We start from the raw sequence: 16,772 nt of genomic DNA on the forward strand, positions 1-16,772 counted from the left end.
TCATCTTGCGCGACAACCGGCCTCACGAAATTGACCTAGCACCCGCTCCAGCAGTTCAGGGGAGGGAGGTGAGGTGTCCGAGAGCTCGTAGTTCAGGCCCATCGCCTTCCACTTGAAGACGCCCATCTGATGGAACGGGAGTACCTCGACCCACTCGACATTCTTCATGGGTGCAACGAAACGGGCGATGCCCTCGACATTGGCAGGGTCGTCGGTCAGGCCGGGAACCAGCACGAACCGTACCCACACGGGCTTGCCGAGAGCAGCCAACCGCTCCGCGAACTGAATGGTTGGGCGAATGTCTTGCCCGGTGGTTCGCCGATAGGTTTCGGGATCCCAGGATTTGATGTCGAGCAACACGAGATCGACTTGGCGCAGGTAATCGTCTTCAGCGCGTGCACCGAGAAAGCCCGATGTATCCAGAGCCGTGTGGAGACCCATTTCCTTGGCGGCAGCGAGCAGCCGTTCGGTGAAGTGCAGTTGAACCAGCGGTTCCCCGCCGGAAATCGTCAATCCCCCATCCATAGCACGCAGCGGTACTGCATAAGCCTCAAGCGCGGTCCGGGCACGCTCGAACGAAATGCGCGTGCCGTCCTTGAGATGCCAGGTATCGGGATTGTGGCAGTACAGGCACCGCAGCAGGCAGCCGCTCATGAACACGACGACCCGGATGCCGGGACCATCAAGGGTGGAGCCGGTCTCGTAGGAGTGAATCCATCCAAAGTCACCGCGGGGATCATTGAACGTGGCCGTTTCAGGAGCGTCTGGCGACCGCGCCTGCTGCAAGTCGTACCGGCTGTGGGCCCAGGGTTCGTCGGCCATGACCTCAGCCATCTCCATGGAAGGTGCGACTGATGACGTCCATCTGCTGCTCGCGGGTCAGACGCACGAAATTGACCGCATAGCCTGAGACCCGGATCGTCAGTTGCGGGTACTTGTCCGGATGCTCCATCGCATCGATCAGGGTGTCGCGGTTGAGGACGTTGAGGTTCATATGGAATCCACCCTGGCCGCAATAGGTATCAAGCACCTTCACGGCCTGCTTGATCTTCTCGCCCTGATCGAGGCGATTAAGGCTCGGCGTGACGGATACGGTATAGCTGATACCGTCCTGTGCGTCCGCATAAGGCAGTTTCGCTACCGAAAGGCAGGATGCGAGCCATCCATGACTGTCGCGACCGTGCATCGGATTGGCGCCAGGGGCGAAAGGCTCGCCAGCCTTACGGCCATCCGGCGTGTTGCCGGTATGCTTTCCGTAAACGACATTGCTCGTGATGGTCAGTACTGACTGAGTGTGAACGGCATTCCTGTAGGTAGGGTGCTTCCTGATCTTTTGCATGAAGGTGGAGACAAGGTCAGCCGCAATGCTGTCGACGCGGTCGTCGTTGTTGCCGTATTGCGGGAATTCACCCGTGATCTCGTAATCGACGATTAGCCCGTCGTCCCGTCGGATGGCCCGGACCTTCGCGTGTTTGATGGCGGACAGGCTGTCGGCCACCACCGAAAGGCCGGCGATGCCGAAAGCCATCGTGCGCAGGATCTGCTGATCGTGCAACGCCATCTCGAGGCGCTCGTAATAGTACTTGTCATGCATGTAGTGGATACAGTTCATGGCATGGACGTAGGTTCGTGCCAGCCACTCCATCATGACATCGAACTTCGCCATGACATCATCGTATTCGAGAACATCGCCGGCCACGGGTGCCGATGCCGGGCCGATCTGCTCGCCGCTGACCTCGTCCCGGCCGCCATTGATGGCGTAGAGCAGGCACTTCGCGAGATTGACCCGTGCGCCGAAGAACTGCATCTGGTTGCCGATCCGCATGGCCGATACGCAGCAGGCAATGCCGTAATCGTCGCCCCAATAGGGGCGCATGAGATCGTCGTTCTCGTACTGGATGGAAGAAGTCTCGGACGAGACCTTGATGCAGTAGCGCTTGAACCCATCGGGGAGCTGCTTTGACCAGAGCACGGTCATATTGGGCTCCGGCGCCGGACCCAGGTTCGTCAACGTGTGCAGCATCCTGAAGCTCGTCCGAGTAACCAAGGGACGGCCGTTGAGGTCCATGCCTCCGACACATTCAGTCGCCCAATAGGGATCGCCGGAAAACAGAGCATCGTAGTCGGGCGTGCGCAGGAAGCGGACTATGCGCAGCTTTTGGACGAGCTGGTCGATGAGTTCCTGGGCGCCTGCTTCGTCGAGAGCGCCGCTCTTGAGGTCTCGCTCGATGTAAATGTCTAGGAAGGACGAGATGCGGCCGATCGACATGGCCGCGCCGTTGGCTTCCTTGATCGCTCCGAGATAGCCGAAATAGGTCCACTGCACGGCCTCACGGGCATCGGCCGCCGGGCGCGTGATGTCGCAACCGTAGCCTTTCGCCATGGTCGCGAGATCGGCGAGGGCCCGCATCTGCTCGGCCATCTCCTCCCGCTCTCGGATGACGTCGTCGCTCGGCCATTTTGCGTCGAGCAGCGCTCGCTCTGCACGCTTCGCCGCCAGCAGCTTGTCGGTGCCGTAAAGAGCGACTCGGCGATAGTCGCCGATGATCCGGCCCCGGCCATAGGCGTCGGGCAGACCGGTGACGATGTGGCTGCGCCGGCAGGCCATGATCTCTGGCGTATAAGCGTCGAAGACCCCCTCGTTGTGGGTTTTGCGGTACTTGGTAAAGGTCTCGTGCACGATCGGGTCGGGCTCGAACCCTGCTGCCTTCAACCCGGCCTCCACCATGCGCAGTCCGCCATAGGGCATGATGGCGCGGCGGAAGGGCGCGTCAGTCTGCAATCCGACGATTACCTCGTTGACGCGGTCGATGTAGCCGGGCGCGTGAGAGGTCATCGAGGAGGGCGTCTTGACATCGACGTCCAACACGCCCTTCCGGATCTCCTCCTTGAAGTAGGGTTGGAGCTTCGCCCAGATGGCGTTCGTGCGCTCGGTCGGTCCGGTCAGGAAAACCTCGTCACCGTCATAGGGTGTGACGTTCCGCTGGATGAAGTCGCGGACATCGACGGTTTGCTGCCAGCGTCCCGATGCGAAGCCCGACCATTCGTCGGTCCGGTCCGAGGCAACATTCTCCGGGCGAGTTGCGGCCTTTTGCTTCGGGGACTCTACCGAACTCCGGCTGGCTACGGCTTCCTCTGACATTACGGGCTCCTTCCGCCGTGATCGTTGATCGACCATTCAGCGCGTCGCTTCCTGCTCTCGTCCGGAAGCCATATCGGCCTCTTGTGCTGGGGAGGCAGGTATCTGGGAGGAGTAACCTAGCCCAACAGGTGGGCCATGCTTGACCAGTAGGGACAATCTCTTGACAGTTTGGGCAATCCCGGCTCGCGCCGTTCCGGCAACAGTTGGCGTGCGGAAAGACGAACCTGCGTCCCCATTCTAACCGGCTTTGCGCTCATCCGACCATGAGCAGGCCGCGCGAATGCTATTGCCCGCAACAGCATGGCGTGGATCCGCGGCAGACTGATCATGACGGCTCAAATTGTCAAGAGATTGTCCCCGTCGATCAAGCGCGGGCTAAAGGCAGGGGTAAATTCCGAGATTGGAGGAACGGGTTAGCTATGGTCGAAAGCGTTGCTTCCACACCAGAACAGGGGCGCAGCCCTTCGGAGCCAAGCTGGCCCTCGGTTACGATCAGGAGGATGCGCCGATGAAAAACCCAAACCCGGACGAGGCAGCCGACACTTCGTCTGAAATTCCGGATGTGCCAGCGGGCATGAGCCGCCGGACGTTCTTCATGCGCCATGCTGCTATCGGCGCGGCGGCAGTGATGACCGGCACCACGTGGTCTCCTGAAGCCCGTGCGCAGCAGGCCGCAACCGAGGCCGCTGCGCAGCAGGCCAAGAAGGAAGCCGCAGGCGGCGATGCCGGGCTCAAGATGAGTTCCGCCCTCTCGCCCGACCTCGATGTCGTCAAGACGTCGAAGGGACCGGTCATGACGGTGGCCGACGAGTTCTACAAGGTTGGCCCCGGTCCCTCGAGCTCGCACACGATCGGGCCGATGCGCATCACCTATGACTTCTACCAGCGCTGCACGAAGCTTCCCGCAGATCAGCTCGCGCAGGCCACCGGTCTCAAGGTCCACCTCTTCGGCAGCCTGAGCGCCACGGGCAAGGGCCACGGCACCGAGCGTGCCGCCTTGGCAGGCTTGGTGGGCAAGGAGCCCGCGACCGTGGACCCACGCTTCCTCGATGAGATGATCGCCAAGCCGGATCAGACCTATCCGGTGCAGCTCGGCAGCAAGATGTTCAACCTGTCTCTCGCCGACATCGTCTATGATGCCCCGAAGGGCGATTTCCCGCACCCGAATACCATGACGGCCCGTCTCATGGCCGGCGACAAGGTGCTCTACGAGCAGGAGTACTATTCCGTCGGCGGCGGCTTCATCGAATGGAAGGGCTACGAACCGCCCAAGAAAGGGCAGCCGAAATATCCCTATGCGACCATGAAGGAGTTGCGCCAGCACGCTGAGAGCAACAACCTCTCGGTTGCCGATGTCGTGATGGCGAACGAGTTGTCGGTCTCGGGCAAGAACGAGGAGCAGATCAACGCTTTCTTGGACAAGATCGCCAACGCGATGATCGCCACGGTGAAGACCGGTCTGTCCTACAAGGACGACGTCCTGCCTGGTCCGATCAAGCTCCACTCCAAGGCCGCTACGGTCTACGAGCGCGCCAACGACGACACCTACATGAGCGACCGCGCCATCGGGCTGGTCTCTGCCTTCGCTTTGGCAGCCTCTGAGGAGAATGCCCGCGGTCATCTCGTCATTACGGCACCGACCGGCGGGTCGGCCGGGGTCATGCCGGCCATCGTCTACGCTCTGACACAGAGTCCCCGTGCGGTGCCGATGGACAAGATCCGGCAGGGGCTGCTGGCTGGCTTGGCGGTCGGCTACCTGTGCAAGCACAACGCTACGTTGGCGGCGGCCGAAGGGGGATGTCAGGCCGAAATCGGGGTGGCATCCGCGATGGCAGCCGCCCTGATCACGCAGGTTCTGAACCAACCGCCGCGCGTGATCGAGAATGCCGCAGAGTCGGCCCTGGAGCACCACCTCGGCATGACCTGCGATCCCGTCGCAGGCTATGTGCAGGTTCCCTGCATCGAGCGCTGCGCTTTCGGGGCGGTGAAAGCCTGGGTCGCCGCCATGATCGCCACTAATGAGATTGCGAGCCGGCACCGGGTTGACCTTGACACGACGATCAAGACACTCGCGGATACCGCAAAGGACATGAACCCGAAGTATAAGGAAACGAGCGAAGCCGGACTTGCTCAGAATCTGGTTCTCTGCTGATCCTTCGCAAGGGCTCGGAATGCTCAGTACTACGCCGGTCATGTCCTGACCGGCGTAGCCAGTGGAATAACCGGAAAGCCTGCTAGTGGGGTAGACCGCGCATCGGCATTGCAGCGCCGCCGAATGTATCGTTGCGGATTGCCGGGGCTTGGTTGGCTTGAGAGAGGACATAGTTCGGCGGTCGGGATTCTGACCCGGAGCTCGATATGCATCCCGTCAGAAATACGCCTGCCGCGAGTGCGCTGATGAGGATCCGCATGAAATCTCCCTAAGTTGTCGATGGGTTACCTCGATGATCTGCCGGGGAACATGCCTTGTCCTCGAGTCGACGGCTTGACCGAACGAGACAGCTGCTGGTCCTTTTGGGACTCGGATCCATCCGCGGGTGATTCCCGTCGGATAAGGACCGAGGTTCGGAAGCAGGGGCGGGGCGCTAAAAGAATGACCTTGATCTCGATACCATCCCTGCAATGCGAGGCTGTCCGAACTCATCGTTGCGGTCCCATGAGCGCGAAATTGTGCTGCGCACAGAACACATGGTTGTGCAGGTTGGCGATCCACTGTCGGCCTGCTGCCGTCACATTCAGGTACGTCATGGCATGCTGGATGTGTGGCGAGACGCTGGTCCAGTAGAAGTCAGGAAAGCGTTCGACCAAATCGGCCGGGGAGCTATAGCCCAGTCGGCAATTGACTCCGATCTCCTCGAATTCGTGGAACAAGGCGTTGGCCTTCTTGAGGTAGAGGGGATCGCCGAGCTGCCCGATCAGATCCGCGGCTTGGACCAGCCGGCCCTCCCGGCTCTCCCAACCATTCTTCGCTTCTTCCCGCACCGGAAAGCGTGTGAACTCGACCGCTCGCGCTACCCGCTCGGCATCAAGCAGGGGCGAGCCAGCCAGACGCTCCATAACGAAGAGCTTAGAGCGGTCGACGTGATATGGGGCGAGTGCTGCATCCGATGCTCCACGCGGCAGGGTGACGGTCATCCCGGTCTCGTCGACCACGAACTTGTCCCTGCCATCGCCATTTAGGATACCGCGGACATAGCCGATATCATGCAGCAGGCAGGCGACGATCAGGTGCGAATAGTCGTCCGGTTCCAGGCGCTCGGTCAACATCCGGCCGTGGAGGATGTCCCGCCCGACAAGAGTGACGAGGAAGGTATGCTCGATATTGTGATAGAGCGCATCGCTCTTGCCGATGCATTCCAGCGCCATCCGTACAGCTCCGTCCAGCCTCTCGGCCTTATCCTGTTGCGCGGAGCCGAACAGACGGCGGAAGTCGCTCGCGATGTTCCTTCCGAGCTCGTCCGCCATGATCGCAGGCATTGATATCATTCAAGCCTCCTTGGAACGGTCGATCCTCAGGGGGAGTATAGCCGAACTGGCGGTAAATTACTGCGGCCGAAGAGTACTTATCATGAGGGAAAACAACCATCGCTCAAGCTGGACCCTCTCACGACTCTGCTCGAAGTCGACCGTGATAAGCCGATCCAGGAGCATGATGTCTGTTTCAGCTTACCGCTCCTGGATCTGTCATCGCTCCGGTGGTCGGCGCGAAGATGTCTGCTTCTGACCTAAACTGTCAACGCAATGTCCTGATCAATCAAGCAGATCAAAGAGGAGCGACTAGAATTCATCCGGAATGTGCGGATGAGCCACATACTTGCCAACGGTCGCCAGGCGGCGCACGCAAGGTAGGAGCAGATCAAATGTACCCCCAACCTGTCGCGGATGGACATGGATATAATCCAGGGTGGGTTGCGTTGCTGGCAATCGGATTTCTGACCTGCGCGGTCAGGCAGGGCCCAGACGAGGACAATTAAGGGAGGAAAACATGAAGCTTGCCATCACATTGTCGGCGCTGGCAGTTGGTCTCGTGGTAGCCAGCACTGAAGACGCCAGGGCGGTAGTCTACTGCCAATACATCAACTATCCCGTCGGTTGCGTCGTACGGCCTGGCGTTGTGCTACGGCCGCGGCCGGTCGCGCGTGCCGTGGCGACTCCAGGGGTGGGTGCACCAGGTGTCGGGGTGCGATCGGGAACGCCCATGAACCGTGGCGGTCCGGTCAATCGCGTCGGCAGGCGCTGATAAATCCTCCTTAAACGTGTCTTGCGGAGCCCGGGGTGCAGAGAAATCAACCGATGGACAGGTCTGCGTCAGGACACGGCGCCGAGATGAAGTCCACTACCGTGTTCGACACCGTTCTACGCGTTGGACTGGTGGCTGTGCTGGTTTATGCGTGTGCCCGGATCGTGCTGCCTTTCGCGTTCATTTTGATGTGGTCTGCGATCCTGGCGGTGATCTTGTATCCGCTTCATCTCCATCTGGCCAACTACCTTGGCGAGCGTTGGTCGGCACTGTTGATCGGGCTGATCGGGGTTGCGGTGATGCTGGTTCCGATGGTCATCGTTGTGACGTCACTCGCAACATCACTCTATTCGGTGATCTCGAATGTGCAGAGTCAGGCCATAGCTCTGCCCTCGCCACCTCCATGGCTTGATGGCACACCGCTGGTTGGCAAAAAGCTGATGGAGATATGGACACTCGTCGCAACAAATCTGCCTGCTGCGTTGGCGAAATACGGCCATTTGCTGAGTGGCCCCCTGGCATGGTTGGCCTCGTTTGCGGGTGGATTGGCCGTGGGCGAATTGTCATTCATCCTTTCATTTGGAATCGCTTCCGTTCTCATCGCTTATGGCAAGGGCGGCGCCGAATTCTCCCGGCGGTTGCTGGAGCGCGTCACTGGAAGTGCGGCGCGTGCGGTGCAGTTGGTCTCCCTGACTTCCGCGACAATCCGTGGCGTGGGGCTTGGAGTGGTGGGTGTCGCATTGATTCAGGCGCTGCTCCTCGGTGTCGGTTTTTTCTTCATCGGACTTCAGGCGGCCGGGCCCTTGACGCTGGCGGCGCTCTTGCTGGGGATCATGCAGGTGCCTTTGATATTATTGTCGCTTCCTATCGTCGGCTATGTCTTCGCGACTGAGGCGACTCAAGCAGCAATCATCTTTCTCGCCTGGAATGTTGTCGTCGGCCTGAGCGACAACATTCTGAGGCCATTGATGCTCGGCAGAGGTCTGGAGGTGCCTATGCCGGTCATTCTGCTTGGTGTTGTTGGCGGCGTGCTCGTCGATGGACTTTTGGGTTTATTCGTCGGTCCGGTGCTTCTGGCGGTGAGTTACGTGCTGCTGCTGGATTGGCTGCATACACAGCGCGCTGACAGTCAGCATCACACGGATTAGATAGTATCTTGATCGTGACTGCTGCCCAATCTCTCGGCATCCACGGCGAATTCAGTGTCGATGGCCAAATCCCGGGTTAGATAGGGTGAATCGAGAGCCGCTCCTTGGGCATGAGGGTTCGCATTCACTCCTCAGGCACGTTTCCGGTCGCGTCCAGGCATGAGGGCGAACACATGCAGGCGTTATGGATGCTATCCCTTTTATTTGACGTGGTCACTCGCGAACTCGCTACGCTCATAAGACAACGGAATGGAGTAACGAAATTAGTATCATGCGGGGCCTCTGTGCCCCTCGGGGTAGATTTCGGAGAGCTGGCGAGTACGGGCAGAATGCAGCGCAGATCCTCAACTGCCGCAGGCCTCGTGCGTTGCTTGTCCCAAACTGCAAAGTGCTTGTCCTGAAGTGTCAAGCAGAGCATTAGGAATCGAGGACTCTTGCCCTAAGGCAAAGGTCCGGGCATGAAGTCTATTTTCCTCGGGGCTTGCTCCAGGGCTGGCCATGGTGCGATGCTCCAAGCCATCGGACGTTCAGGGGAGAGGCGCATGCACAACCGCTGTTCAGGCCAAGTCACCCTTCAGACGATTGGAACGACCTTTATCTTTGGCTTGCTCGCTGTGGTCTGGACTCCAGTCGGGGCAAGCACCCTGCCGCCAGTCAATGCAGGACCGGAATTCTCGGGCGGATGGCACGAGGTCGTCAGAGAAGGGAACCTGGAATATGCAAGAGCAGCCGTGCGCGGGCCCAGGGGCGGTGCAGCTGCGCGCGGTCCGCGAGGAGCGGTGGCGCGTGGCCCCCGAGGAGGGGTGGCCGCTCGCGGACCGTACGGTGGGGCTGCGGCGCGCGGACCGGCTGGCAATGTCGCCGTCCGACCGGGGTACCGGCCTCCCGTGCCAGCGGGTGGGTGGTACCGGCCATCGTCATATTGGTGGCGTCCCGGAGCTGCGGTGGCGGCCGGGGCGGCGCTTGGGTTCATAACGGCAGCTGCTGCCACCACCTATGCTGCCTCGCCGTCGCCGGGTGCCGGCTATTGCTGGTATTACACCAATTCGCAACGCACTCAGGGGTTTTGGGATGTCTGCCCAAAGTGAACGGTTCAAGCGGGCCATCCCTTGTTCACTCTGTCGCCCTCGACTCCATGTTGGGGTCAGACGATGCAGCCAACGCGAGTTGGAGGACCAAGACGCTAACGTTGGAGCGTAGATGCCAAGAGTTCCTGCATTCGCTGTAGTTCGCCAGGATCAGCAGTCGAGGTTAGCGGCCACGCGGTCCTGGTATCGGTTCTTCGAAACCGACGGGGCATGACAATGAGTGACGACACCGAGTCAGCACGCAAGGATACGAGCAAGAGCCCGGAGGAACCAATTGAGTTCTTGCCTATTGCCCGGTCGTCCCCCCGACGAACAATTTCGACCGGTTACATCCACCTTGGAGCCAGCAGGGAAATTGTCCCGGTGCTGCGCGAGTTGGGCCTTGATCCTGACGCACTCATCCGCGCATCGGGGCTCGAGCCTTGCCAGTTCGAGGATAGCACGAACGTTGTTACCTTTGCTTCTCTCGCCCGGTTGTATACCCTGAGCGTGGCGTCCACGCGCTGCCCCCATCTCGGATTGCTGGTCGGCCGGCGCGCCACAATCCTGTCCATGGACTTGGTCGGGCGCCTGATGCAGCACTCAGAGACCGTAGGCGCTGCCTTGGATGGGCTTGTGTCCAATCTGGACGTCCAGGACCGTGCCGTGGTTGCCTCGCTGACCAACACAGATGGCGTGGCGCTGCTCACATTCGCGGTCTATTCACCGTCGACAGAGAGCGCCGAGCAGATCACCGATGCCTCACTCGCCATAGCGGTCAATGCACTGCGGGCGCTGTGCGGTTCGGAATGGAACCCGATCGAGGTGCTCGTGCCCCGCACGACGCCTTCCAATCCAGAGCCCTACCGGCAACATTTTCGGGCACCGGTCCGGTTCAACCAGGAGAGCGCCACACTGGTGTTCCCGGCCGAGGACCTGATGCGCAAGGTGGCTGGCGCCGATCCACTGCTGCGGACCGTGCTGGAGGACCGCATGCGGCAACTGAGGGCTGACGCCGGTGCCGGGTTCTCAGACGATATCCGTCGGCTGCTGCGCACCCGGCTACTCGGCGCGCGCTGCACGGCGGAGGATATGGCCGGGTTACTGGCTGTGCATCGCCGCACCATGAGCCGCCGTCTCAGGGGCAGCGGCCAGGGTTACCGATTGATGACCAATCAAATCCGGTTCGAGATCGCGCGCCAATTGCTGGGGGACACCGAGGTGCCGCTTGTCGAAATCGCAGCCGCTCTCGGCTACTCCGAGGCGAGTGCATTCACCCGCGCCTTCCGACGCTGGTCAGGTCAGACGCCAACAGCGTGGCGTGCGGGGTGGGGGCATGACGCCCGCCTCCCACCGAGTGCCGGGTAGGCTACAACCCGAAATCCACCTGCACTGGTCGAACTCCCGATGCAGTCTCAGCCGCGAAACATGCTGTTACCCGTGAGCGCCTCGGCTCCGGTGGTGTGGTGCTTTAGGCGCACGGTTCAAGAGAGCTGAAGCACGACATGCATCGCGTCCGGCTCGCGTCGGATCGTGCTCCCGAGTCCACTTGTCGCGAACACCTTCAGCATCGCAGTGTTGTCCGGCAGGACTTCTGCGATCAGCTCCTTGAGTCCGGCCTGACGGGCAAGGAGCGCCAAATGGTGCATCAAGGCCGCGCCGATACCCTTGCCTTGGTGGGAATCGTCCACGGCGAAGGCGACCTCGGCCTGATTGGGCTGCACCACGACATAGCGCCCTCCGCCGACGATTAGCGGTTCTCCGTCCTCCTCCACCAAGGCCACCAGGGCGACATGGTTCTCGAAGTCGACGTTGACGTAAAAATCGATCTCCTGTTCCGTGAAGCCTCGCTTGAAGCCGAAGAAGCGCCGATAGACGGACAGGTCGGTGGCCCGGCCGACGGCAGCGAGAAGGCCGGCCCGATCCTCCGGCCGGAGAGCGCGGATCTCGGCCATGCGCCCGTCACGCAGGGGCGCGATAGCCGAGTAGTTCCTCGCCTGCATCGCTGTCTCCTGATCTCTTTTCCTGCTCCGACGCTCGGCACGTCCTCATCGGTAGCGGCGCTATGCTACGGGATGTCCGAAACAGGGTGGGTCGTAGTGCACCGGGTGCGGTGTTGAGGCCCGGCTTTTTGCCGTCATCGGGAGCACTGCCGATAAGCGGTGCCGCCTGTGTCCCGCTCATTGAGATAGCGCTTGAGCGTGCCGTCTGGCTGCGACGCCATGAGAACCCGCACCTCGTTGCCCGCCACGGCATTGGCGCAGCCAAGGACCAGGAGCTGTCGGTCGCCGGCTGGACGGATCGACTTGATGCTGCACGACGCCTGGGGCGTCCTCAGGCGCTTGCCGGAGACGATGAAGGCGGGTGCGAAAATGTCGACCGGCTTCTTGAACGACGTCCCTTTCCCGCTATTTGAGAAAACCTCCGCACAATCCTCGCTGCCCGATAGCCAGGTGCCCTGAAGCCCGGAAGACCCTCCTTGCGCTATCGTGTCGGAAGCCGCCCAAATCAAGCCAAGCCCAGCGACAGCCAAGAACCCCGCAATTCTCATCGTGACCTCCGCAATGGCAGAACTTTCATCCCTGCTGTCCGTCACGGCACACTGTATGTACGTCGCAGCATCGCGCTTGACTGAAGGGGACAGCCCCTTGACAATTTGGGTCGTCGACGTCCGCCGGATAGTCCTTCCTCCGCCGGGAATGCCGGGGTTGAGGGCGAAGCCCTCGGTTGTGATGCTCCATACCGTTAGAGTGTGCCCAAGCGGAGACGCGGCGGCCTGAACTGTCAAGAGATTGTCCCCTCCGATCAAGCGCTTTGCTCTACATGAACTAGGGTGCGGGCGAGAGGCGGATCTGCCCACTCCAGGGGATCGCACGTCCGATCCGTATAAGGACGACCTCTATTGGGTTATGTCCGGGCGGTGGGGTACGGCTTTGTCGGGATCGGCAACAGGCCCCATGGGGTAATCGGCAGGCCTGCAGGGGAATGGGGAAGAGGACGAGGTCATGACGGACAAGCCTTATCCTAACGCACGCCCGGCGGTCGAGGCATCTCTGCTCGTGGGTTTCCCGCTCAGACCCAATCTCCTGTGGCTCCTGATCCTTGCGCCTATCGCCGCTTTGTTGGACTACATCGGCACCGTTCCGGCCGGAGTAGTCTTCTTCTGCGCTGCCTTGGCCATCGTGCCGTTTGCTAAGCTCATTGTTCAAGGCACGGAGCAGGTAGCGGCCCACACGGGCGCCACGATTGGCGGTCTCCTCAACGCCACCTTCGGCAACCTGCCCGAGCTGATCATCGCCATGGCAGCCCTGCGGGTCGGCCTGTTGGAGATGGTGCGTGCCTCCATCGTCGGGGCGCTGCTGGCCAACCTGCTGATCGCTCTCGGACTGTCCTTTCTGCTCGGCGGCTTGCGACACCACGCACAGGAGTACAACCCGAATGCGGTCCGAACCTACTCGTCGACCATGGTGTTGGCATGGATCAGCCTGGCGCTTCCGAGTGCTTTCCACCGGGCCTTGGAAACGGAGCCTCACCTTGGCGTGCACGCGACCCTGGACCTTGTGATAGCGATCGTGCTGCTGGGCCTATACGGACTTTTCTTGTTGTACTCCCTGAGAACACATCCGGAGACCTTCGCCGAGTTGAATGCGCCCTTGACTGAGGAGGGCGAGGAGCACCCAAGCCTCAAGTTGGGCATCGCGACCTTGCTGGCCGCCTCCGCTGGCGCAGCCTGGATGAGCGAGATCCTCGTCGGTGCCGCCGAGCAGGCCGGGCACGCACTGGGCATGTCACAGATGTTCATGGGCGTGATCGTGCTCGCGCTGGTCGGGGGCGCGGCCGAGTCCGGCTCAGCCATTGCCATGAGCCGGGCGAACCGTCCCGATCTCAGCATCGGCATTGCCTTGGGAAGCTGCGTGCAGATCGCTCTGTTCGTGGCGCCGGTCCTGGTGTTGGTTGCGCCAGCTATGGGACAGCCGCAGTTCGGACTGGTGTTCTCTCAAGCCGAGATGTGGATGCTGTTCGGGGCAGTATTGCTCGGGGCTACGGTCACCACGACCGGCCAGTCCAATTGGTTCAAGGGTGCACAGCTTCTCGCGCTTTACCTGATCATCGCGGCCATTCTGTATCTGATCCCGGCCAGGTCATAGAGGATGAACGGTGCTGGCGCGTCATGCGGACCCAGCGGGCTACGTGAGTTGGAAGTGGATTGATTTTCCGCGCCGAACGAAACGTGAGAACTTGCACTCGGTTCCGAGAGTCTTGATAGGCCTCTTCACGTGGTCGCACGATATCGCGACACGGCGGCATCAATCGTGGGAAAGAACCGCGCTTCTTCGAACTGTTCGAACAGTCCGAACCGCCTCAGCTTATCCTTGACGGGGTCCTTCAGCTCTGCAAACCGGAGCTCTATGCCGTGCGCCAGCAGCGCCTCGTCCAGTTCGGTCAGGACATCGGCCGCGGTCACATCGACACTCGTGACGGGAGCCGCTGCGACCACAACACACCCCACCGGCGTCGGTGAATCAGCCACGGCGGCGAGAACCCGCTCGCGGAACAATTCCGCATTGGCGAAGAACAGCGGCGCATCCCAACGGAACAGGACAAGACCGGGAATCCGGCTGGCATCCGGATAGCGCGTGACGTCGTGGTACCCCTCGATGCCAGCCGGACGCCCCAAGACGGCAGAGTAGGGGCGCCAGCCATCCCACAGGAACTCGATTATGGCAATCACGATCGCCAAACCAATGCCCGGAATGGCGCCGAGCACGGCGACGCCGGCAAAGCACGCGATCGAGAGCCAAAATTCCCAGCGCTGGATATGGTGGATGCGCTTGAGGTCGGCTACTTCGAACAGTCCGATGGCCGACGCGATCACGACGGCGGCAAGAGCGGCGGTCGGCAAATTTCGCAGCAGGTTGGGTGCCACAAGCAGCAGCAGTGCAATGGCGAGCGCGCCGACGATGCCGGTCAGTTGCGTGCGCGCGCCGGCGGCCTCGGCGACGGGCGTCCGTGAACTGCTGCTGCTGATCGGAAAACCTTGGAAGAACCCGGTGACGAGATTGGCAGCCCCCAGGCCAGCCATCTCCTGATTGGGATCGACTGCAGTGCGGGTCCGTGCGGCGTATACGCGCGAGAGAACGCTGGTGTCGGCGAACGACACCATGGCGACGGCGCAGCCGCCAACCAGCACGGGGATGAGATCGTTGAGCTCGATCCATGGGATCACGAAACCGGGCAGGCCTTGCGGCAGCGGGCCGAGGACCGAGACGTTGCGGCGATCGGCAAGGTCGAACATGCCAACGAGGATCGCCGCACCCACGACGGCTACCAAGATGCCAGGTACGCGCTTGCTGCCTTTCAGCAGCAGGATGGTTGCCAACGTCCCTACGCCGATCGCAAGCGCCACCCAGTTCGTTCTGCCGGCCAGGATGGCTCCGCCGATCGCCCATAGGTCCCGTAGCGGTCCCGTGCTTTCGACCGAAAAGCCGAATAGCTTGGGGAGCTGGCTGATCAGGACGGTCAGTGCGATGCCGTTCATGTAGCCGTAGCGGATCGGCTTGGACAGGAGCTCGGTCACGAATCCCAGCCGTGCCAGTCCGGCCAAGATCAAGACGGTCCCTGACACGAGCGCCATGAGGCCGCCCAGGGCGATGGCGCGCTGTGGATCTCCGCCGGACAGCGGGAGCACGATACCGAGGATAACCGCCGCAAGGGCCGAGTCGGGGCCGAGGACGAGGATGCGGCTCGGTCCGAACACCGCGTAGACCAGCAGCGGGACGATCGTAGCGTAGAGCCCGCAGATGCCCGGTAGGCCGGATGCCACGGCATAGGCGATCCCGACCGGCACCAGCATCGTGGCCAGCACAAGACCAGCTACGACGTCATGTCCGAGCCATGAGGCCTCATATACAAGCAGGGTGCGGATGCCCGGCGTCCAATGGAGCCAGCGATCCTCGATACCGATTTTGCGGGCGGGCGACCTCGCTCCGGAGCTGCCGGCGCTTCGAGCCGCAAGTTCCCTCACTCCATCGGCCCCGTCGGCAGACGGGCCTGTCGCCGCCGGCACTGGGCCGATATGAGGAGAATTCTCCGGGTTCATGCGAACCATGATTGCGCTCCGGGCTTGTCCCCTTGGCGCTCAGTACCGTGCCGGCACGATCGTCTTGGCGGGCAGTCCATTCTCGGCCCGCTTCGGCCGCGGCTCGGCCTTCGGCACTTTCGGCAGATCGACCTTGACCTTTTTGTATGGGATTTGGCTCAGCATATGGGCGATCAGATTGAGGCGAGCGCGGCGCTTGTCGTCGGACGGCACGAGGTACCAGGGAGCATGGGGTGTGTCGGTACCACGCAGCATATCCTGGTAGGCAAGCGTGTAGTCCCACCAGCGGCGCACCGACTCGGTGTCCATGGGGCTGAGCTTCCAATGTTTCATCGGGTCATTGATACGATCAGCGAACCGGCGCCGCTGCTCGTCCTGGCTCACATCGAGGAAGTACTTGAGCAGGATAATGCCGTTATCGATGATCTCCCGCTCGAACGGTGGCACGAGCCGCATGAAGCGCTCGTACTCGTCGTTCGTGCAGAAGCCCATCACGCGCTCGACACCCGCCCGGTTGTACCATGAGCGGTCGAACAGCACGATTTCACCTGCAGCCGGAAACTGGGCGATGTAGCGCTGAACGTAGAGCTGGCTTCTCTCACGCTCTGTCGGAGCCGGCAGGGCGACATGCCGAAATACCCTCGGGCTTACGCGTTGGGTGATGCGGCTGATCACCCCGCCCTTGCCGGCGGTGTCGCGGCCCTCGAATATCACGACGATCTTGGCGCCTGTCGCCTTGACCCAGGTTTGCAGGCGCGCGAGCTCGACCTGAAGTGTTCTCAACTCGCTCTCGAATTCCTTCCGCTTCATCCTTCCTCGGTCATCGCCGGCAACTGCCGCTTCGACCTTGGCTCGCTCCTTCTTCGAAGGCTGTTGATGCTTCATTTCATGCACCACGTCGCTGGAATGCTTCATGCGTGTGCCCGCGGGTTAGAGACCGGAGCCGAACGGCCGCCATCGCGGATGCCGCTCGAGGGCCAATATAGTCAAATCCGTCCCTGTCGCTTGACTGGACGTGACAATGGCTTGTCATTTCAGGACAGCTCCGGCCCGTCAGCCGCTATCGACTGTCCGC

General features: G+C 61.4%; 12 protein-coding genes. 5 read left to right on the plus strand and 7 right to left on the minus strand.

What is annotated here, in order from left to right:
- Complete coding sequence (gene pflA / locus AB4097_RS09980; RefSeq protein WP_442038992.1) at positions 1 to 822, minus strand: pyruvate formate-lyase-activating protein; 822 nt, start codon at positions 820 to 822, stop codon at positions 1 to 3.
- A 4-nt stretch (positions 823 to 826) separates the two neighbouring features.
- Positions 827 to 3,142: a formate C-acetyltransferase gene (gene pflB, locus AB4097_RS09985; RefSeq protein WP_442038994.1), complete on the minus strand. Its 2,316-nt coding sequence runs from the start codon at positions 3,140 to 3,142 to the stop codon at positions 827 to 829.
- Between the two features lie 508 nt (positions 3,143 to 3,650).
- Between pflB and AB4097_RS09990 the strand changes: the two genes are divergently transcribed.
- Complete coding sequence (locus AB4097_RS09990; protein ID WP_442038996.1) at positions 3,651 to 5,294, plus strand: L-serine ammonia-lyase; 1,644 nt, start codon at positions 3,651 to 3,653, stop codon at positions 5,292 to 5,294.
- 488 nt (positions 5,295 to 5,782) lie between these two features.
- Here the strand turns inward: AB4097_RS09990 and AB4097_RS09995 are convergent, their stop codons facing one another.
- Positions 5,783 to 6,628, minus strand: a complete 846-nt coding sequence (locus AB4097_RS09995; RefSeq protein WP_442038998.1) for a metal-dependent phosphohydrolase — start codon at positions 6,626 to 6,628, stop codon at positions 5,783 to 5,785.
- Positions 6,629 to 7,127: 499 nt separating this feature from the next.
- Here AB4097_RS09995 and AB4097_RS10000 point away from each other — a divergent pair, with 499 nt between their 5' ends.
- The 3 genes from AB4097_RS10000 (at position 7,128) to AB4097_RS10010 (ending at position 10,965) form a co-directional block, all read left to right on the plus strand.
- On the plus strand, positions 7,128 to 7,382 hold the full coding sequence (locus AB4097_RS10000) for a hypothetical protein (RefSeq protein ID WP_442039000.1): 255 nt from the start codon (positions 7,128 to 7,130) through the stop codon (positions 7,380 to 7,382).
- Positions 7,383 to 7,468: 86 nt separating this feature from the next.
- Positions 7,469 to 8,530: an AI-2E family transporter gene (locus tag AB4097_RS10005; RefSeq protein WP_442039002.1), complete on the plus strand. Its 1,062-nt coding sequence runs from the start codon at positions 7,469 to 7,471 to the stop codon at positions 8,528 to 8,530.
- 1,304 nt (positions 8,531 to 9,834) lie between these two features.
- Positions 9,835 to 10,965, plus strand: coding sequence for an AraC family transcriptional regulator (locus AB4097_RS10010; RefSeq protein WP_442039004.1), 1,131 nt, complete (start codon positions 9,835 to 9,837; stop codon positions 10,963 to 10,965).
- A 116-nt stretch (positions 10,966 to 11,081) separates the two neighbouring features.
- Here AB4097_RS10010 and AB4097_RS10015 read toward each other — a convergent pair whose 3' ends face one another.
- Positions 11,082 to 11,600, minus strand: coding sequence for a GNAT family N-acetyltransferase (locus AB4097_RS10015; RefSeq protein WP_442039006.1), 519 nt, complete (start codon positions 11,598 to 11,600; stop codon positions 11,082 to 11,084).
- Positions 11,601 to 11,734: 134 nt separating this feature from the next.
- Positions 11,735 to 12,148: a hypothetical protein gene (locus tag AB4097_RS10020; RefSeq protein WP_442039008.1), complete on the minus strand. Its 414-nt coding sequence runs from the start codon at positions 12,146 to 12,148 to the stop codon at positions 11,735 to 11,737.
- A gap of 454 nt (positions 12,149 to 12,602) precedes the next feature.
- On the opposite strand from AB4097_RS10020, the gene cax reads away from it, so the two are divergent.
- On the plus strand, positions 12,603 to 13,745 hold the full coding sequence (gene cax / locus AB4097_RS10025) for a calcium/proton exchanger (RefSeq protein ID WP_442039010.1): 1,143 nt from the start codon (positions 12,603 to 12,605) through the stop codon (positions 13,743 to 13,745).
- A gap of 125 nt (positions 13,746 to 13,870) precedes the next feature.
- Here the strand turns inward: cax and AB4097_RS10030 are convergent, their stop codons facing one another.
- Together AB4097_RS10030 and ppk2 are read right to left on the minus strand one after the other, a co-directional pair.
- Positions 13,871 to 15,706, minus strand: coding sequence for a SulP family inorganic anion transporter (locus AB4097_RS10030; RefSeq protein ID WP_442039012.1), 1,836 nt, complete (start codon positions 15,704 to 15,706; stop codon positions 13,871 to 13,873).
- Positions 15,707 to 15,736: 30 nt separating this feature from the next.
- Entirely contained in the window at positions 15,737 to 16,612 is an 876-nt protein-coding gene (gene ppk2, locus AB4097_RS10035; RefSeq protein ID WP_442039014.1) for a polyphosphate kinase 2, read from the minus strand.
- Positions 16,613 to 16,772: the final 160 nt, after the last annotated feature.

Source organism: Microvirga sp. 2MCAF35, assembly GCF_052115545.1.
Lineage (GTDB): Bacteria > Pseudomonadota > Alphaproteobacteria > Rhizobiales > Beijerinckiaceae > Microvirga.